The 20159-nt window shown below is 39.8% G+C and carries 16 protein-coding genes; 8 read left to right on the top strand and 8 right to left on the bottom strand.

Going from position 1 to position 20159, the window contains the following annotated elements; genetic code table 11:
• Nucleotides 1-77: 77 nt before the first annotated feature.
• Nucleotides 78-1004: a manganese-dependent inorganic pyrophosphatase gene (locus tag GQR45_RS03690; RefSeq protein WP_165725160.1), complete on the top strand. Its 927-nt coding sequence runs from the start codon at nucleotides 78-80 to the stop codon at nucleotides 1002-1004.
• Between the two features lie 199 nt (nucleotides 1005-1203).
• On the opposite strand, the gene rpmG is transcribed toward GQR45_RS03690, so the two are convergent.
• The 3 genes from rpmG to radC all read right to left on the bottom strand — a co-directional run bounded on the left by rpmG (nucleotide 1204) and on the right by radC (nucleotide 2556).
• Nucleotides 1204-1359: a 50S ribosomal protein L33 gene (gene rpmG, locus GQR45_RS03685; RefSeq protein ID WP_004335545.1), complete on the bottom strand. Its 156-nt coding sequence runs from the start codon at nucleotides 1357-1359 to the stop codon at nucleotides 1204-1206.
• Between the two features lie 11 nt (nucleotides 1360-1370).
• Nucleotides 1371-1607 carry a 50S ribosomal protein L28 gene (rpmB, locus tag GQR45_RS03680; protein ID WP_004335549.1) on the bottom strand — a complete coding sequence of 79 codons (237 nt, stop codon included), beginning with the start codon at nucleotides 1605-1607 and terminating at the stop codon, nucleotides 1371-1373.
• A 274-nt stretch (nucleotides 1608-1881) separates the two neighbouring features.
• Nucleotides 1882-2556 (bottom strand): DNA repair protein RadC, encoded by a 675-nt coding sequence (gene radC, locus GQR45_RS03675; protein ID WP_007581936.1) that lies wholly within the window; start codon nucleotides 2554-2556, stop codon nucleotides 1882-1884.
• Between the two features lie 144 nt (nucleotides 2557-2700).
• Here radC and coaBC point away from each other — a divergent pair, with 144 nt between their 5' ends.
• The 3 genes from coaBC (at nucleotide 2701) to GQR45_RS03660 (ending at nucleotide 7501) form a co-directional block, all read left to right on the top strand.
• Nucleotides 2701-3894 carry a bifunctional phosphopantothenoylcysteine decarboxylase/phosphopantothenate--cysteine ligase CoaBC gene (coaBC, locus tag GQR45_RS03670; RefSeq protein ID WP_165725159.1) on the top strand — a complete coding sequence of 398 codons (1194 nt, stop codon included), beginning with the start codon at nucleotides 2701-2703 and terminating at the stop codon, nucleotides 3892-3894.
• A 110-nt stretch (nucleotides 3895-4004) separates the two neighbouring features.
• A complete protein-coding gene (gene slmA, locus GQR45_RS03665) occupies nucleotides 4005-4592 on the top strand; it encodes a nucleoid occlusion factor SlmA (protein ID WP_007581932.1) in 588 nt (195 codons plus the stop codon).
• 140 nt (nucleotides 4593-4732) lie between these two features.
• Nucleotides 4733-7501 carry a prolyl oligopeptidase family serine peptidase gene (locus GQR45_RS03660; RefSeq protein ID WP_165725158.1) on the top strand — a complete coding sequence of 923 codons (2769 nt, stop codon included), beginning with the start codon at nucleotides 4733-4735 and terminating at the stop codon, nucleotides 7499-7501.
• Nucleotides 7502-7577: 76 nt separating this feature from the next.
• On the opposite strand, the gene GQR45_RS03655 is transcribed toward GQR45_RS03660, so the two are convergent.
• The 4 genes from GQR45_RS03655 to GQR45_RS21550 form a co-directional block, all read right to left on the bottom strand.
• Complete coding sequence (locus tag GQR45_RS03655) at nucleotides 7578-8735, bottom strand: ROK family transcriptional regulator (RefSeq protein ID WP_007586058.1); 1158 nt, start codon at nucleotides 8733-8735, stop codon at nucleotides 7578-7580.
• A gap of 74 nt (nucleotides 8736-8809) precedes the next feature.
• Nucleotides 8810-10051, bottom strand: coding sequence for a DUF4147 domain-containing protein (locus tag GQR45_RS03650; protein WP_165725157.1), 1242 nt, complete (start codon nucleotides 10049-10051; stop codon nucleotides 8810-8812).
• Between the two features lie 10 nt (nucleotides 10052-10061).
• Entirely contained in the window at nucleotides 10062-11642 is a 1581-nt protein-coding gene (locus GQR45_RS03645) for a sodium:solute symporter (protein ID WP_165725156.1), read from the bottom strand.
• Nucleotides 11643-11838: 196 nt separating this feature from the next.
• Nucleotides 11839-14280, bottom strand: a complete 2442-nt coding sequence (locus tag GQR45_RS21550; RefSeq protein ID WP_165725155.1) for a TonB-dependent receptor — start codon at nucleotides 14278-14280, stop codon at nucleotides 11839-11841.
• 196 nt (nucleotides 14281-14476) lie between these two features.
• On the opposite strand from GQR45_RS21550, the gene GQR45_RS03635 reads away from it, so the two are divergent.
• The 4 genes from GQR45_RS03635 to GQR45_RS03620 all read left to right on the top strand — a co-directional run bounded on the left by GQR45_RS03635 (nucleotide 14477) and on the right by GQR45_RS03620 (nucleotide 19477).
• A complete protein-coding gene (locus GQR45_RS03635; RefSeq protein ID WP_165725154.1) occupies nucleotides 14477-15778 on the top strand; it encodes a trehalase family glycosidase in 1302 nt (433 codons plus the stop codon).
• A gap of 16 nt (nucleotides 15779-15794) precedes the next feature.
• Nucleotides 15795-16772: a carbohydrate kinase gene (locus tag GQR45_RS03630; RefSeq protein WP_165725153.1), complete on the top strand. Its 978-nt coding sequence runs from the start codon at nucleotides 15795-15797 to the stop codon at nucleotides 16770-16772.
• Nucleotides 16769-17968 (top strand): AGE family epimerase/isomerase, encoded by a 1200-nt coding sequence (locus GQR45_RS03625; protein ID WP_165725152.1) that lies wholly within the window; start codon nucleotides 16769-16771, stop codon nucleotides 17966-17968. Before GQR45_RS03630 ends, GQR45_RS03625 begins: the two co-directional genes overlap by 4 nt.
• Nucleotides 17969-18199: 231 nt before the next feature.
• A complete protein-coding gene (locus GQR45_RS03620) occupies nucleotides 18200-19477 on the top strand; it encodes a cytosine permease (RefSeq protein WP_165725151.1) in 1278 nt (425 codons plus the stop codon).
• A 12-nt stretch (nucleotides 19478-19489) separates the two neighbouring features.
• On the opposite strand, the gene GQR45_RS03615 is transcribed toward GQR45_RS03620, so the two are convergent.
• Nucleotides 19490-20020, bottom strand: a complete 531-nt coding sequence (locus GQR45_RS03615) for an Lrp/AsnC family transcriptional regulator (protein ID WP_165725150.1) — start codon at nucleotides 20018-20020, stop codon at nucleotides 19490-19492.
• Nucleotides 20021-20159 lie beyond the last annotated feature (139 nt).

Here is a 20159-nt window from a genome sequence, read left to right as displayed (position 1 = left end):
AAACTTAATTGCGCTGTCTATATGTTAAAGGCCGCAGACTTTGTTAGAATATCGGCAAATTTAAAGGAGTTCCGTCAATGTCTATGTATGTAGTGGGCCATAAAATCCCAGATTCAGATTCTATTTGTGGTGCAATTGCACTGGCTTATTTAAAAAACCAAATCGATGAGCCTGCAATTCCAACTCGTCTTGGTGAAATTTCACCTGAAACTCAATTTATCCTTGATAAATTTGGCTTCGAAGCACCAGAGCTTAAATTAAGCTACGCGGGTGAAGATGTGTATATTGTAGATCACACAGAAAAAACACAAGCACCCGATGATATCGACCAAGCTCGCGTTGTTGGCGTGGTAGATCACCACAAATTAGGTGACTTAACATCATCTACTCCGCTTGAATGTTGGATTCGTCCTGTTGGTTGTTCAAACACCATTATTAAAATGATGTACGACTTCTACAGCGTAGAAATCCCTAAAGACATCGCGGGCATTATGATGTGTGCAATTTTAAGCGACACAGTCATATTTAAATCACCAACATGTACCACTGCCGATATTAAATGTGTTGAAGCGCTAGCTGAAATTGCAGGCATCGAAGACTTTAAAGAACTTGGTATGGATATGTTCCGCGTTAAATCTGCGGTAGAAAACACACCAGCACGTGATTTAGTAATGCGTGACTTTAAAGATTTCAACATGAACGGTAACCTAGTAGGCATTGGCCAACTAGAAGTAATCGACCTTGCTGTTTTTGACGATATTAAAGCAGACCTTGCAGCCGATATTGCTAAGCTAAAAGTTGAGGGTAATCGCCACTCTGTATTTTTACTGCTTACCGATATAATGAAAGAAGGCTCAGAAATGCTAATTGTATCTGACGATGCAAACTTAGTTGAGCAGGCTTACGGTGTAAAACCAGAGAATGATAAAGTATGGTTAGATGGTGTACTGAGCCGTAAAAAGCAAGTAGTACCACCACTACAAGATGCATTCACAAAAATCTAATGATACCAAGTTTATTAAAAACATGATTATTTTATCGCATTAAATAGCTCACTAATTTAATGCTATTGGTATAACGTTTTTTGATTTAAAAGCCTTGTTGGTTATGCCAACGAGGTTTTTTATATCAATTCACTAGTCATATTTTTAAAAACAAAAAACCCAGCCTAAGCTGGGTTTTTAAATTCTAAAAGAACTAAAATTACTTAATTTTAGCTTCTTTAAAAAGAACATGTTTACGAATCTTTGGATCAAACTTTTTGATTTCCATCTTCTCAGGCATGTTACGTTTGTTTTTGTCAGTAGTGTAGAAAAAACCAGTACCGGCAGTTGAAACTAAACGGATTTTATCGCGCATGATTCAGATCCTTAAACTTTAACGCCGCGAGCACGGATTTCTGTAAGAACCGTGTCGATGCCTTTTTTATCGATAATACGCATACCTTTAGTAGTAGTGCGTAATGTTACAAAACGTTTTTCACTTTCAACCCAAAAACGGTGTGTTTGTAGGTTAGGTAGGAAACGACGTCTAGTCGCGTTTCTCGCGTGTGAACGGTGATTACCAACCGCAGGACGCTTACCTGTAACTTGACATACTTTAGACATGTCTATATATCTCCAATAACTTCGCTCGAGCTTAATTTAATCTAAGGCCGTGTATTTCCGCCCTAGAGATAAATCGAAGGGCGCTCTTTATACAGCTTTTACAGGCAAAGATCAAACACTGATCTATCCAATCAGCTCATATATGTAAATTTGATAGCGGCTAATTATAAAGATCGAATGCCCTTAGGGAAAGTAAAAACTGCATTTAAATTAAACTAATTTGCCAAAACACGTTAAACCGCTCATTTTTAACACACTTCTGTATCTAACAAAGCTAAATCAGGCCTCGCTCGGCAAACGAAACACACGTTTCTCCACCAACAATGATGTGATCGAGCACACTTATGTCGACCAATTGCAGTGCTTGCTGCAATTTATTAGTAATAAGTTTGTCTGCTTGGCTCGGTTCTGCAATACCACTTGGATGATTATGCGCAAAAATAACAGCGGCTGCATTATTTTTAAGGGCAGCCTTTACAACTTCACGCGGATAAACACTGGCAGAATTAATTGTGCCATAAAAAAGTATTTCATCTTTTACTAATCTATTTTGGCTATCTAGGTATAACACCATAAATACTTCTTGTTGTAAGCCCCGCATTTGAATTGTTAGGTAATCGTAAACTGAGTTTGGCGAATTAAACACGGCGTCTCGTTGGCAACGCTCCTGCATATAACGTTGGCTTAGCTCTAACACAGCTTGTAGCTGAACATACTTAGCGGTCCCTAACCCCTTTTGAGAGCAAAACTCCTCAATGCTGGCATTAAACAAATTATGAAGTGTTTTATTCTCGTTTAATAAATGCTGAGCCAACTCAATTACATTCATTCCTGGCAACCCTGTTCGTAAAAATATGGCAAGAAGCTCTGCGTCAGTCAGCGCCTTAGCCCCCTTTGCTATGAGCTTTTCACGAGGTCGAAGTGAGTTTGGTAGTGAAGTAAGTTGCATTATTCATCCTTGAGAGGCGAAAGTGTCTTATAAATGTAATGCAAATTTGAAATTTAGCCTGTTATTTCGAATTAAAAAACTTCGCTGTATGGGTAAAGATTTGTTATTTTAAGCCCAATATTTAATAAAAACTGATGAACATCCATGACTAACTTAACAAACAAAAAAATTGTACTAGGTATTACCGGCGGTATTGCAGCTTATAAATGTGCAGAACTCGTTAGGCGATTAAAAGACTCTGGTTGTGAAGTAAAAGTAGTTATGACCGAATCAGCTAAACACTTTATTACACCACTGACCATGCAAGCCGTTAGTGGAGAAACAGTCTCTGACTCATTACTAGACCCTTCTGCTGAAGCTTCAATGGGGCATATTGAATTTGCAAAATGGGCTGACTTAATTTTAGTTGCTCCAGCGACGTGTAATATTATTGCTAAAATGGCAGCCGGCATTGCTGACGACCTACTAACGACGTTACTGCTAGCAACGCCTGCAAAAGTCGCAGTTGCACCAGCCATGAACCAGCAAATGTATGCACACGCAGCAACACAAGCTAATTTAGCCACATTAAAAGCACGTAACGTACTTATTTGGGGCCCGGGTAAAGGTGAGCAAGCGTGTGGTGATATAGGCGCTGGACGCATGTTAGAGCCTCATGAGCTAGTTGCGCTATGTATAGCAAAAGAGCAACCGCAATTACTTGCAGGAAAAACAATTACAATAACAGCAGGCCCAACGCGTGAGCCTCTCGATCCGGTACGTTTTATATCAAATCACAGCTCTGGAAAAATGGGTTATGCACTGGCAGAAGCCGCTTTGCAACTCGGTGCTAAGGTTAATTTAATTTCGGGTCCGGTCACTATAAAAGCCCCTACTGGCGTAAACCTTATCAATATAGAAAGCGCTGAGGAGCTATTAACTGAGTCACTTACCTATGCACCACAATCAGATGCATTTATTGGCTGCGCTGCTGTAGCAGATTATCGAGCTGCAAACATTGCGACTCAAAAAATGAAAAAGCAAGGCGACGAACTCACTCTTACTTTAACTAAAAACCCTGACGTAATTGCAGCTATTGCCAACCTTAAACAAAACCGTCCTTATACTGTGGGGTTTGCCGCCGAAACTCAAAATGTAGAAAGCTACGCTAAAGGTAAACTAAAGAATAAAAATCTAGATATGATTTGCGCTAATGACGTATCAAAAAGTGGCTTAGGGTTTAATTCCGATCATAATGCTTTAACACTGTACTGGCACAATGAACAACTAGAATTACCAACTACAAGTAAAATAGAAATAGCTCGCAAGGTGATCGAACAGCTGGCTAAACATCTATAAAAGGCTGGAAACAAACTGAATAAAACATTAACATACGCCAATCATTTGAACAAAAAATGACTAGGGTTCTTAACTGCGCCACTAAGAATAACTAATAAAAAGGAATGTTCATGCCTGCGACAAAAAGAAGTAATCGCAAAGAGCAAATACTGCAAGCACTCGCTCAAATGTTAGAAACTAATTTAGGACAACGCATCACCACAGCAAAACTAGCTGCTGAGGTGGGTGTGTCTGAAGCCGCGCTATACCGTCATTTTCCGAGCAAAGCGCGTATGTTTGAGGGCTTAATTGAGTTTATTGAAGATACCCTTTTATCTCGTATAAATATTATTATTGAAAACGAAAAAGAAAGCCAAACGCGCATTTATAACATTCTATTATTACTTCTAACCTTTGCTGAAAAAAACCCAGGCATTACTCGTATTTTAACTGGCGACGCATTACAAGGTGAGCAGGAACGTTTACGCGAGCGGGTACAAAGTCTGTTTGAAAAATTAGAAACTCAGTTTAAACAAGTACTTCGTGAGCGTAAATTACGTGAAGGTAAAAACTTTCAAAGTGATGAGCTTACACTTGCAAACTTTTTACTTGCCTACGTTGAAGGCAAAATGAATCAGTTTGTACGTAGCGACTTTAAAGCAAAGCCAAGTGTTCAATTTGAAAAACAATGGCTTGAGCTACAAAAAATTTGGCTGTAATTACTGCTCAATTAATAAATTAAATACCAAAAAACGACCTGCGGGTCGTTTTGTCGTATGTAGCTGCCATTTATCTGATCTGCTCGAATTATGAACCAAACTCGTTACAATGAAACAATGTCATAATACGAGAATCAATAATGAAAACAAAACTCACCTTATTAAGCACGGCACTCGTTGCCAGCTTAACTAGCACCGGCATACACGCCAAAGAATCGCTACAATTTAAAGACGTTTTTAGTTTTAAATCAGCTAAAAGCACGCAACTATCTGACAATGGTCAAGTACTCACTTTTAGTGCAACGCCGTATCGTGGAAGTGCAACTGGCCAAGTTTACTCACTACAAAGCAATACTCTCATCGCCGAAGTAGAGCGCGGCACTAAGCCTCATATTAATAAAGCCGCTAACTGGGTCGCTTTTACACAAGTACCTACCTTACTTGAAAAAGAAACAACCAAAAAAAAAGACACATTTAAAAACAATCTGGTACTCGTAAACACACAATCAGGTGCTCAACAAAGCTTTGCTGATGTAAAAGATTACACGTTATCTGATGACGGTATGTGGCTTGCTTATCGTTTAAATAAAAAAGACGATGACGCAAAAGTAGAAGATAAAACCGATAGCACTAAAAACGAAGAAGACAACGCTATCACGCCCGATAAAAAAGATAAGAGCTATGCGCTTGTTATCGTAAATTTATCTGATAAACGCTCCCATACAATAGAAAACGTATTTAGCTACGCTATTAACTCAGCTAACAGCCAGCTATTAGTGAGTCAAAGTTACAGCGATGGTAATAACAACCAAATAGCGTTAATTGAGCTCAGTGACTTTAATAGCAGCGTATTAATTGATGAACCGGGCGTAATCGCAAATAAAATAGCGTGGCACCCAACTGACAATATTGCAGCGTTTACATTGGGTAACTATGTAAATGATGACACCCGCCGTCGAAGCTACACTTTACAGCTATATAAAAACGAGAAGCTCTCAACTATAGATTCACCTAATAAAACCTGGGTTTTAGGGAAAACAGCCACCCTTGAATGGTCAGAAAATGGCGAGCGCTTATATTTTGAAAACCATCCAAAATTAGCAGCCAAAGTAAAAACTAAAGAATATACCGACGAAGCCTCACTGTATGATTTTGACACCATTGTTGAACACAAAGGCCTTAATGTATGGCACAACAACGATGCGCAAATAAAACCACGTGAAGAGCAGCAATGGAACGAAGTTAATAAAAATCGCCATTACAGTGCGGTGTATCACGTTAACTCGCAAAAAGTTGCGCAACTTAGTACACCAAACATGCCTGAGGTTGCACTAAACCCTCAGCGAGATGTGTCTTTACTTGGCTCATCTAACATCCCCTACCTAGAAAAAATAATGTACGGCGGTTTTTTTGCTGATTACTTTGCAGTAAATATAAATACCGGTAAACAAACTCCAATTATAAGTAACTACCCGTTTAGACCGAGCCTTGCCCCTAATGGTGAGTTTGCGGCTTATTTTAGCGATAGCCAAATACAGTTAAAAGATTTAAAAAATAATAAAGTAACATCGCTTACAAAAGCGATTCAGGCAACCTTTGCTGATGATAAACACGACTACCCATCTACTCAACCTGGTTATGGTTTTGCTGGTTGGATGACCGATAGCAGCCAAGTGCTTGCTTATAGTAAATACGATATTTGGGCATTTGACGTAAAAACTAAGCAAGCTAAACGCCTAACTAATGGTAAGCAAAGCAATACGCAGTACCGTGTTATTAAGCTTGATAAAACCCAAGTGGGCTTTAAAAAAGGCGATACATTACTTGTCTCTGCTATTAACTTACAAACTAAACAAAGCGAAGTTGCAAAGCTCGACTTAACCACTAACACAATAACTAAGGTGCTTAGCGATAATAAACGCTTTGATATGGTTAAAAAAGCCAAAAAGGCTGACAAGTACTTATTTACCTCGCAAACTTATAGCCAATTTCCTGATTACTACCAAACAGATTTTAGCTTTAGCGCACCAAAACAAGTGACTACCCTAAACCCACAAATTAGTAATTTTGCCTGGGGCGAAAAGCCAGAACTAATAAGCTATAAAGGCTTTGACAGCGAAGATTTACAAGGCGTACTAATAAAACCAGCGGGATATAAAAAAGGCGATAAAGTACCTGTGGTTGTGTATTTTTATCGTTACATGAGTCAGCGCATGTTTGATTTTCCAAAAATGGAATTAAACCATCGCCCTAACTTCCCTATGTTTACCTCAAACGGTTATGCGGTATTTTTACCTGATATTCGTTTTGAAATAGGTCACCCTGGTAAATCGTCAACGCAAACCATGATAAACGCCACCCAAAAATTAATAGATTTAGGCATAGCCGACCCAGATAAAATAGGCTTACAAGGTCACTCTTGGGCAGGTTATCAAAGTGCGTTTATGATAACCCAAACAGATATGTTTAAAGCGGTTGTATCTGGCGCTCCAGTATCAAACATGACAAGTGCTTACAGTGGCATACGTTTAAAATCGGGCCTTGCTCGTCAATTTCAATACGAAACAGGACAAAGCCGTATTGGCAAAAACTTATTTGAAGCACCAGAACTTTATATAGAAAACTCACCAGTATTTTTTGCAGACAAAGTTAATACGCCTATCTTAATAATGTCTGGCGACAAAGACGATGCAGTACCTTGGCATGAGAGCGTGCAGTACTACTTAGCTCTGCGCCGTGCAGGAAAAGATGCTACATTTTTACAATACGAAGGTGAACCACACCACTTGAAAAAGTTTCCTAATCAGGTCGATTTTTCAGTACGTATGATGCAGTACTTTGATCATTACTTAAAAGGCAAACCAGCTGCGAAGTGGATGACACAAGGCGAGGCATTCGTTGAAGAGTAAATAACCCACACAAAAAAAGCCGATATTACATAAAACAATATCGGCTTTTTTGTTTTTAAAATGTGTATTTTTTACCCTACAAACACAACTCTCTAAATGGCAATGTGGCTGCGCCAATTGATACCGGAAAATTATCAATATTAGAAACCACCAGCTTTGGCATAGGGCGTTTAGCGCCACGTCTAAATTGTGCATAAACCTCAGTTCGTGCAATAACTTTTTCAGCCAACTCTTTTGGAATATGGCCACCAATAATAATCGCTTCAGCATCTAATAATGCAGAGCAACAGGTTGCCACTAAATCAAATGAGTCTTGAACCTTAAACAGCCACTCTTCAACGCCAGGCCAATCGGGGTCAAAGTTGTCATGCAGGTCGTAAATAGAAGTAACCGCTACGCCATTTTTTTTCAAAATACGTTTTAGTAATTCAAGATTAGGGTGGGCATATAATTTAGGCGGTAGCATGTCGCCAAGCTCACCTGCGTTTCCGTATGTACCGCGCAGTACGTCGCCATTATTTACAATACCACCACCAAATGCGGCCGACACAAACATATAAACAAAGTTTTTATATTCACGACCAATACCAGCAACACCTTCACCTGCGGCTGCGCCTGTAGCATCGTTAACAACCCAAGTTGGGAGCTGAAAATGCTGCGACACAATATCGATAATATCAACCTGCGACCACTCTTCTAGCATATGGTGGGTATTCATTTTCCCATCCATTGAGCTAAAAAAGCCAGAGATACCCACGCCCATTCCCAGTACTTTTTCACTTGGAATGTCACGCTCAGCGCTTATTTCTTCCACCAGCTTTTGTGCACATTTAAGCACATTATTAATGCTCATATCCGACATTAGCTGCATATGGGTGTAAACCACCTTTCCCGTAAAATCCATTACAGCAAGCGAAATAGCATCAAGTAAAATAGCTAAGCCAAAGGTAAATCCGTAATCGGGGTTAAGGGCAATGCCAAACCCCGGCTTACCTTTTTTATTAGGAATAAGCGTATCGCTTTGTACAATTACACCGTGCTGGGTTAACGACTTAAGTAAACGCGACACAGTTTGCTGTGGAATACGAGTTGCGCTCACAATATGACTTTGAGTTACGCACTTTTCCCAAAACACCACTTTTATAATATCGCGCTCAATATCTTGAAATAGCTTTTCGCCTTTTCCAAGCTCAAAACCAGAGCGTAATAAGTTACTGTTGTTTAACGAAAACATAGGTATTAACCCTAACAAAATTGGAGCACAAGATTACGTGAAACCATTATAAAGAACAAGTGGGCAAACTGCGCCTACTCAATCACTATCACTCTAAAATCGTTCACATTTGTGTTAGTTGGCCCAGTAATAATTAAATCATCAATTGCTTTAAAAAACTGATGGCTATTATGCCCTTCTAATTGCGCTTGAAGGCTCTCTCCTGCGCTTTGTGCCCGTATAACCGTTGTGCTATTTATGTAAGCACCCGCTACATCTTTACTACCATCTACACCATCTGTATCACAAGCAAGTGCGTAAATACCCGCTTCGCCATTAAGTGCCTCAGCCAACGCCATTAAGTATTCTTGATTGGGCCCGCCATCGCCATAAACATCAGCAACGGTTACTGTAAGCTCGCCACCTGAGAACAACATAACGCGCTTGCCTTGGGCTTTTTGCTCAAGAGCGATAGCCGCATGTTGCTTTGCAACTTCTTTAGCCTCGCCTTGAATATCATACCCTAGTACCTGGGTTTCCCAGCTTTCGTGCTGTGCAACACTTATAGCACTATCAATAGCATGCTGCGCATTTGCAACAATAAAGTACTCACCCACGGTGTCAGCAACTCGTTCTTGCTCTGGTTTTAATAAATGCGCTTCAACCTCTGCAATTACCGGCCAATTGTACTTTTGTAAAATAGCCAGTGCATCGGCTTTAGTACTGCCATCGCTAATGGTAGGGCCTGATGCTATATCACTTGGTTTGTCCCCTACTACATCTGAAATAATAAGCGTAACGTAATCCGACTTAGCGGCCTGCGCTAACTTACCGCCTTTAACAAGTGACAACTGCTTACGCACTACATTTATTTCATCAACGCTTGCACCACTTCTAAGTAAAAACTGATTAAGCTTTTGCTTTTGTGAAAAAGGCACATCATCAACAGGTAGGCACATCAACGACGAACCGCCCCCCGAAATAATAAACAAAATAGGAATATCAGCCGGATTATTTTTTACAAGCTCCAATAACTCTTTGCCAGCAGCTAAGCTGTTATCGTCTGGTGTTGGGTGGTTTGCACTAAGCACTTTAATTCGCCCAGTATCGCCGCTACTTTCGTAGCCATAACGCGTTACCACTGCGCCAAAACATTTATCACCATAAAAGCGATTAACTTCGGCGGCCATTTCAGCGGCGGCTTTACCCGCCCCTACTACACACAAACCTTTGCTTGCATCTATATTTTCTAAATACTTACTCATGCAAGCACTTGGTTTACAGGCATTTACCGCAGTGGTAAATAAATCAATTAAAAACGACTTTTTAGAATCCATTAGTCACAGCTCACGAAAAAATTGAAGGAATAGCTAAACAAATTAATATCATCACAATAAACATGCTAAGTAGCATAACGATATCTTTGCCAGTTAAAATTGAGTTTGATACTGTCTCGGCATTTTGTACTTTTGTTACTTCGTTTACCTCTCTTGGAATTAAACGACTCGTAACATAAATAATCACAGCAGCGCTTACAAAACCGATAAAATTCCACCAAAACCAGAAAATATCAGGCGCAAATACCGACACCAACAAGTTAATTAATACACCACTAATTAAGCCAATATTGGCATGCAATGCAGCACTGCGTTTACTTAGTACAGCAACTAAAAATACTGCCAGTATTGGGCCATAAAATAACGAGCCGACTTTGTTAATAGCTTCAATAATGGTCGGCGCTATGTCACCGGCAAAAAGTGATAGTACTAAGGTAATTGCGCCCCATGCTAAACCTAAGTATTTAGCTAACTTTAAGTAAGATGGTTGGTCTAGCTCTTTATTAGATATACGGCTGTAATCTTCAATACTTACCGCCGAAAGTGAATTAATTGCAGAGCTAAGTGACGACATCGCTGCCGACAAAATAGCGACAACCAATAAACCAATTAAGCCATGCGGTAGGTAATCTAAAATAAATATAGGCATCATCCAATCAGGGTTATCTGCTGGAATTTTTGCTAAAAATTCAGGGTTACTCATTGCCAGAGTGCCAACAATTAAACCCGACACGCAATATAAAATAGTAATAGGAAAGCGCACTACACCATTTGCTAAAATCATGTAGCGTAGGTTTTTAGGATCTTTTGCACTGAGCGCACGTTGCGCTTGCGTTTGGTCACACCCATAGTAAGAAGCGTAAAGTACCACACCACCAAAAATCATCGGTAAAAAGCCAAAGCCATCATCACTAAAACCAAATGAATCAAACTTAATCGCTTCTAATCGGCTCGAATCAACATTGGCAATAAAGGTATCAACCCCACCCAAGTGATATAGTCCAAACCCAATACAAGCAATAGTACCCAATACAATGATGATCATTTGAATCGCATCACCGTACACTACGGCTTTCATCCCGCCTTGCAGTGAATATAAAACGGTTATAACGCCTGTTAGTACAATAGCTTGCCATGCTTCTATTCCCATGGTGCCTTGTAAAATAAGCGATACCGCGTAAATCATAATGCCGGTCGCAAACGCACGGCTAAATTGAAAAACCACACTAATAAGTACACGGGTTGAGCGCCCAAAGCGCATCTCTAGATAGTCGTAAATACTGACAATGCCGCTTTTATAAAGCTTGGGTAAAATAGTCGCTAAAATTAAAATCATCGCCAGCGGAACACCCAGCTCATACGAGAGCCATTGCATACCACCACCTTCACGCAAACCAACAAATGCAGGAGCCGAAATAAAGCTAATAGCCGAAAGCTGAGTGGCCATTACCGACAAAGCCAAAGGTTTCCAACCTAAGCTTTTACCTCCTAAAAAGTAATCATTTTTATTGGTTTGTTCGCGTAGCATAAATCCCATTACCAATAAGGCACCAAGATAAAGAGCAACTATTGAAAAATCTAATATATTCATAATTAATTCGCGTATTCACAATATGAAAACACTGCGCCTTTTCAAAAATAAAATACCAAATGGCTACCTGCCCTTATCTTTTTAATAAACGAGCCTAGTTAAAAAGATAAACCTGTAGCTAACTTAGCTGAAAAATGCATCACAATGCAAAAAGCCTATTAACCCCAAAGTGAGTTAATAGGCATAAAGCATTTATTTAAAAGTCGTATTTAACTCTTAAAGTAACGCGTCGTGGGAGAATTGGGCGACCGACAAAGTATGGGTTATCTGCCGTTTGGCTATTACCTAGACGAGGTGAACCTTCAGTAACACCGTCAGAATCAAACAGGTTAAATACCCCAACGCTTAAGCGTACTGTTTGCTCTGGTGCAACTTGCCAGTTATAGCCTGCATCAAATCTAAATAAGTGGAATGAATCAAGTTCTACAGAGTTTGCATCGTTAGCAAAGTTTTTACCTGTAAAGTTATGATAAATAGAAGCATCCCAGTTATCTGCGGTGTAGCTAATAGATGAGTTAAATAATATTTTTGGTTTACGACGTAATTCGTTACCAATAATAGAAGGGTCTGAGTCAAATTCAGTAAATTCGTGATCGGTATAGGTCATATTGGCATCAACAGCCCACTCATCGGTAATATCGTAACGACCGGTAAGCTCAACACCCGTTGCTTTAGTTGATTGCATAACTGGCAGCTCTAATACACCCCCATTACCATCATTTACAAAGTCTACGCTGCGTCTGTCTTTTAAGTCAGTTCTAAATAACGCAATGCTACCGCTAAAGTCGTTATCAAAAAACTTAATACCAAGCTCGCCTTGCTCAACAATTTCGGCTTCGTAGCTGGCAGGCTCGCCTAAATCATTAAACTGAATACCTCTAATTTCTGGGAAGAAAAACCCGCGAGATGCATTGGCATATACATTTAAATTATCAGTTAAGCGATATAACGCCGCCCCTGATACAGCAAATTCAGACGTGTCGACTTCGCCGTAAGTCATTACACCACTGCCCGTAGTGTTAACTTGTAAGTTAGGTGCAAGCGTTGGATCATCTGAAATCTGAACTACTTGGCTGCCTTCGCGACTAATTTTGCCTTCAATTTCTTCGTAGCGAACACCAAAGTCAAAAATCCAGTCGTCACTTTCCATTTGATCCGCTACGTACAATGCTCGGCGGGTAGCGCTAATGGTTTGATTAGTATAAGAAATGCCTGGACCACTAATACCATTTTGAGTGTACTGAACCTCGTCGCCATTAACATCTGTATACGTTAAGTTGATTAAGCGAGGGTTGTTATTAAATTCACCTAAATAAGTTGTAATAACGTTATCGTCGTCGGCTTCACTGTGCGAGAAAAATGTACCAACTGTAATATCGTGGCTAAAATCACCTACAAAAATACTTTTGATGATATTAAACTCTGCAGAAAAATCTTCAGCTGGGCGATCGCGGTCTAAAATACGGTTAGCAAATAGTAAGTCATCACTTGCAAGTGCGACACCTGAATTAACATAAGAAAACTCAGCACCGCTTGCATCACCTAGCCCTCTATTAGCTAAAAAGTCGTCTTGGCTTTCAGGTACATTAATAATACCGTCGCCGTCTAAAAATAGATTAAATTCGTGTTGGTATTTAGCGTATTTACTGCGCATATTAATGGCAAAATCGTTAGCGAGCTCTTTTTCAAACACCACTGAAATAGAGCCACCTTTAGTAACTACACCATCGCTGATTGGCGATTCATAACGACCATTTGCTGTATCGTACGTTAAGTTAGATACTTGCGCCGTTTGCAGTGATTCGACTTCACGACCATCGTTACCAATTAAGCGCTCGCGGCTGTCGCCATCAAGTGGAATAGGTAAGTAAAACTGCGCTTGGTCGTCAATGTACTGTCCGTAAACAGTAAATGAGCCAGAGCCATCATCAAATTCTTTACGAATATTACCACGCAACTGTGTACCTTTAGTCTCAAGGCCTGTATCTAAAGGGCCCTCGTCGTAACGGTAAAAACCAGAAAGCGCATAATATAAGCCGTCTTCGTTAAGCGGGCCGCTCGTTGCAAAATCTAAGCGAGTACGCCCTTGATCAGAAAGCTCCATTTGTACGTTGCTTTGCGGATCGTCACTGCCCGTTTTAGAAATATAGTTAATAATGCCGGCCACAGAGCCTTGGCCAAATAAATTAGATACACCACCACGCACAAACTCTACGCGTTCAATACCCAAATCATTACGGTAATACACATCAAACGCCGATGAGTTCAAACCAAAAACACTCAGCGTAGGTGAACCATCATAAGATAGCGGCGTAAATTGAAACTGACCCGATGAAGGTAATCCTCTTACTTGTAGGTTAGTAGCGACTTCACCGCCACCGCCTTCTACTTTAATACCCGGAATATAGCGAAGCACATCCGCTTGGCTACTTGAGGACAGCTTTACCAGCTCGTCTTCGCTAATAGATGTTACTGATTGTGGAGTGTCTGAAATAACACGCCCTTTACTGGTACCAGAGACGATAATACGCTCAACGTTGTTAGCTTTTTTTGCTGTATCTGGTGCAGCTTCTTCTGCTGCATAAGCGCCCTGTGCAAGGCATAAAGATACAATAGAGGCGATCGTTGTTTTATTCACGGGTATTCTCCAATTGTGCTAGTTGTCTGTGTGTATTTACTTAGAGTGTGGCTAAGCAAAGCCGAAATAATCAAGTAAACATGTTAGTTTTTTGTTACTTCGAACAGGATTTAAGCACAGAAAAAAAACATTTACAACCCATAATGAGTGCTTTAATATTGTCCAAATCGGAAATAACACACAAAGAGCACCCAATATGACTACTATAAACAGCGGTAAAATTGACTCAGCAACGGCTTCATCGCTTGCAGACCTTGCTACTAAAACACTTATAGCAAACGACTTAGGTGGCTATACAGTACCAACACATGGCCTATACCCGTTTCAGTGGAACTGGGATTCAGCCATTACAGCGCTAGGCTGGATGAAATCAGACGAAAGCCGCGCATGGCAAGAAATTGATGTGTTATTTTCAGGCCAATGGGATGATGGCATGGTGCCGCACATCTTGTTTCATAAAGATTCTGATACTTATTTCCCTGGCCCTGACGTATGGGGTTCGGATAAAAAAATTAAAAGTACGTCTATTTCACAGCCGCCAGTAGTCGCCACCGTAATGAAAGAAATGCTTGCCAGCGCTAAAGATAAAGCACTTGCAGAACAAAAAGTTAAAGCGTTATTTTCACAAGTAGTTGATTATCATTTATGGTGGTACAACGACCGAGATCCTGAAAAAACAGGCTTAGTAGTAACCTACCACCCGTGGGAATCGGGCATGGATAACAGCCCATCATGGGATGACGCTCTTCATGCTGTGCCATGTGTAGATTGGGAATATACGCGCCGTGATACAAGTCATGTAGATTCTTCTCAGCGTCCACATAAAAGTGAGTACGACCGCTTTTTATACCTTGTAGACTTTTTCAAACGTAACAATTTTGACAGCAAAGTAATTTACGAAACCTGTCCGTACAAAATGAATGACCTAGGTATTATTGCTATTTTGCATCGTGCAACCAAAGATTTACTCAAAATGGGTGAACAACTTGGCTTAATCGATGCTCGCACTGATTACTTAGCACAGCGTTTACAAATAACAGAGCAAGCCATAAATACTTTATGGTGTGAACAAAGCCAGTACTTTTATTGCAGAGATGTTTTAACTAACAGCTTGGCTAAAGTTAAAACATCAGCCGCGCTATTAACTGTATATGCAGGTTTAACAAGCGATGAGCAAACTAAAATAATTAATACAGCCACCAAAGACTTTATTGAGTCGAGCCAATTTAGTGTGGCTTCTACTCACCCTAAAGAAGAAAAATACGAGCCACAACGCTACTGGCGTGGCCCGATTTGGTTACACATCAACTGGATGATAGCCATAGGCCTTAAAGAAGCCGGCTTTGTAACAACCGCCGAAAAAATTCAAGATGATACGCGCAACCTAGTTGTTAAGTCAGGCTACTACGAATATTTTAACCCAGAAACAGGTGCAGGCTGTGGTGGTAAAGATTTCTCGTGGACAGCTGCAATAGCATTACATTGGCTACTTGACTAACAACTAAGGCAAGATCATGAAACACACAATATGCTTTGGTGAAGTACTGGTTGATTTACTTTCAAATAAATTGAGCCAAAACAGCAACGAACACGAAGCGTTTACAAAGTTTGCAGGCGGTGCGCCTGCAAACGTAAGCGTTGCCATTGCAAAGCTAGGCGGTAATGCCTACTTTGCAGGAATGCTAAGCACTGATAGCTTTGGCGACTTTTTACATAATGCATTAAAAGAGCAAGGTGTAAAAACCGACTTTATGCGTTTTACCAACCAAGCCAAAACCGCCCTCGCGTTTGTATCACTCGATAACGATGGCGATCGCACGTTTGAGTTTTACCGTGATAACACCGCCGATTTGCACTTTAGTAACGATGACTTTAGTAGCGAATGGTTTGAGCAATGCGATATTTTTCATATTTGCTCAAACACATTAACCGACAAAAACATCAGAAACACCACCGCTTACGGTGTTAAATTTGCAAAACAAAATAACTCAATTGTGAGCTTTGATATTAACTTGCGCCTCAATTTATGGCCAAGCGATGCCAACCCTCGCGAGTATATTTTACCGTTATTAAAAGACTGCTCAATTATTAAAGCCTCAAAAGAAGAGCTTGAATACTTAGCGGGTGAGCAATCGAGCGATGAGTTTATTGCACAAACACTTAATAACGGTTGCGAGCTATTTGTAGTTACCGATGCATGCAACCCTATGCATTGGTATACAAAAAATGCCAAGCAAACGCTTCACCCTAAAAAGGTTACTATGGTTGATGCCACTGCTGCAGGAGATGCGTTTGTTGGTGGTTTACTATACCAGCTTGGTTTACACGCATTAACACCAGCGAGCTTTAGTACCCTTTGTGAAAATAATGCAAAGCTAAATACTATTTTTGAATTTGCTTCGTTATGTGGTGCCCATGCCGCATCTTACAAAGGGGCATTTAACTCCCTACCTAACCAAAAGTCTCTATACGATTTTAGGAGCGAACTATGAAAAGCACACCTGACAACTTTAAAAGCCGTGAATTTTTAACGCAGCACATTAGCGACACGTTAGCGTTTTATGAGCCAAATATTGACGATGAACACGGTGGTTTTTACCAAAACTTTTCTGATAACGGTGAGGTATTTGATAAACACACGCGCCACTTAGTAAGCTCTACTCGTTTTGTATTTAACTATGCGCGTGCGTACCAAACCTTTAATGACGAAAAGTACCTAAACCGTGTTAAATCGGGGATTGAGTTTATTCGTAAGCATCACCTTGTTGAGCAAACTGGTGGCTACAACTGGTTATTAAAAGTTGAAAACGGTCAAGCTACCGTGCTTGATAACACCAATCATTGCTATGGCTTTGCATTTGTTATTTTAGCGTACAGCTGGGCATATCGCGCAGGTGTTACAGAGGCGCGCGAATACCTAAACGATACATTTCAAACAATGGAAACACATTTTTGGGATGCAAAAGCCGGTTTATATAAAGATCAGCATAACAGCGACTTCACAAAATGTGATTCATACCGCGGCCAAAATGCCAATATGCATACTTGTGAAGCACTTATTGCCGCTTATGAAGCCATAAAAGACGAAATATTTTTAAACCGTGCGCTCACACTTGCCGACAACATGGTTAACCGCCAAGCTAGTTTAATGGGCGGATTAATCTGGGAGCATTACGATATAAATTGGCAGGTCGATTTAGAGTACAACAAAGACGATCCTAAAAATTTATTTCGTCCGTGGGGCTTTCAACCTGGCCATCAAACAGAGTGGTCAAAACTGCTTATGTTTTTAAATAAGCATAAGCCACAAAAATGGCTTATTGAACGCGCTCAAGCCTTATTTGATAACTCAATAAATGTAGCGTGGGATAAAAAACACGGCGGTATTTGCTACGGCTTTGCCCCTGATAAAACTATTTGCGATGACGATAAATACTTTTGGGTGCAAGCCGAAACTCTGTGTTGTGCCGCGTATCTTTATCAAGCAACAGGGGATGAAAAATATCAGCAATGGTATGACAAAATTTGGCAGTATTCGTGGCAGCATTTAGTCGATCATAAATACGGAGCTTGGTTTAGAATTTTAACCGCTGACAATAAAAAAATAGACGCTATGAAAAGCCCAATAGGTAAAACTGATTACCATACAATGGGTGCCTGTTTTGATGTGCTCGAACTATTAAAGTAACTATGTAGTTATAACTTTTACAGTATTGTGTAGACCTTTTAACCGCCAGTTTGGCGGTTTTTTTTGCGCTGGATTTAATTCACCTCAAAAAGGGTTATCAACTTAACAAAATAATATTTTTTTACAGCCATTTTTTAAACCTAATCTTTTGAATACCACACCAATAATAGAAAATTTTGCACGCCAGCAGCGTATAGTAATATTAAAGATATAAAAATAAGAGAACAGGTAATGCCCAACGAGAAAGATCCCCACGCCATATGCACAAGCGAACAAGTTGCTTGGCCACGTATTGCCGCAATTGCTGCAATGCTAAGCTTTTCATTACCCACATTTATAACCGGCTTAGAAATTCATCAAAGTTCAAGTGTGAGTAATACACTTTGGGCGTTAGTCATTGGATCTATCATTTTAACCGTAATTGGCGGTGCGATGGGTACGATAGGTGTAAAAAGCCGCTTAAGCTCTTATCTGTTAGTAAAAATAGCGTTTGGTAATGCAGGTGCTGGCATTGTAAATATAGCTTTTGCTTTGTCATTAATTGGCTGGTTTGGAGTAAATATTGACTTATTTTCGAATGCAGTAATACGCCTACTGAGCGCTGAATTTAATATTATTATGCCTGAGTGGCCAATTGATATAGCTGCTGGCTGCGCCATGCTCATAACGACGTTATACGGATTTAAAGCTATTAATGTACTAGCCTCTATTATGATCCCCATTTTAGCTGTTGTGACTGCAATGATGCTATTTGGCGCATTAGATAACATGCCATTTATTGATTTTATTAATTTAGAAAAGTCGGCAGACTTATCACTTGAAGATGGTGTAGCCGCTATTGTTGGTGGCGTTATTATTGGCGCAATTATCTTGCCCGATATAACCCGTTTTTCTAAACAAAAACGTGGCGGCATATACACCTCTTTTATTGCTTATATGATTATTGAACTGCTCGTTATTTTTGTAGCTGTATTTGCAGCAGCTGCCATGCAAGAAACCGAAATATTGAGTTTAATGCTTGCGCTCAACCTAGGATTTTCGGCTTTTTTTATTGTGATTGCAGGAAGTTGGATTTTAAATTCACTAAACTTATACAGTACCGCACTCAGTGTAGAGGCAACTTTTCCGCATTGGCATAAAAAGTGGGTTATTGTTTTATTAGGGCTAGTAGGAGTTGGCGCGGCATTTATAAATATTTTAGATATGTTTATTAGCTTTTTAGCATTTTTGTCAGATATTTTTGTGCCCGTTGCAGGCGTTATTATTGTTGATGCATTATTTATAAAGCCTGACGCGTATAACGCCAGTACGCTTACTAATAACGCGCGCTTTTCGGTACCTGCATTTACGGCTTGGTTTGTAGGTGCGGCATTTGCTGTGTGTAATGGGGCGATATTTAACGTGTCATTGAGTGGCATTACTGTTATTGATGCCATTATTTTAACCGCAATTATTTATACTTTTTTTGTAAAGTTAATTAAGCCAAAACCAGTTGATAAGCACTTATAACTAATCAAGGCGCTAATCAGCGCCTTGTTCGTCTTCTTCTATTTTCATTTCGTCTCGCCATCTTAGCTTTTCAAGCGGGTAGCCTAAAAAGAACTTGGCTCGCTCAAGCACGATACGTGTGGTTAATTTTTTAATCGTATAATTACTACTGCCCGTTAACCTATCGCACATTGCGTTAAGCGCCTGAATATCTGCAAAACAACAAAACGAAATATAATCAATATCACCACTTAACTGCATGCAATCCATTATTTCAGGGATATCGTGTATTTCAGCTAAAAACTTACGCCTAGCAGCTAAATTATTGTCCTCAAGAGTAAACTCCATATAGGCAAACACATGCTCACATATTTGTTCAAGATTAATATCGGCATGAAATGTACGAAAATACCCAGCTTCTTTTAATGCTTTAACGCGTTGAAAACAAGCGCTGGGAGAAAGGTTTACTCGCTCTGCTAACTCTATATTAGTGAGATCAGCAGTAAGATGCACTATTGCTAATATTTTTTGGTTATATCTGTCTATTTTTATCGTTTTTTTCATAACTGGTTTCACATTGAAAAATAATTAATTTTGTAAACCTATTGTCAAAATGTACATAAAACTTAGCGCCTGCTAGATATTTTCACAATATGTTTGTGCTCATTTGAGGTTTTACAAAATATTATTTTGTCTGAAAAAG

Origin of the sequence: Pseudoalteromonas sp. SA25 (assembly GCF_011378705.1) — a bacterium.
In the GTDB taxonomy this organism is placed as follows: Bacteria; Pseudomonadota; Gammaproteobacteria; order Enterobacterales; family Alteromonadaceae; genus Pseudoalteromonas; species Pseudoalteromonas arctica.
Note: the sequence above shows the minus strand (reverse complement) of the source record. Positions and strands in the feature narration are given on the sequence as shown.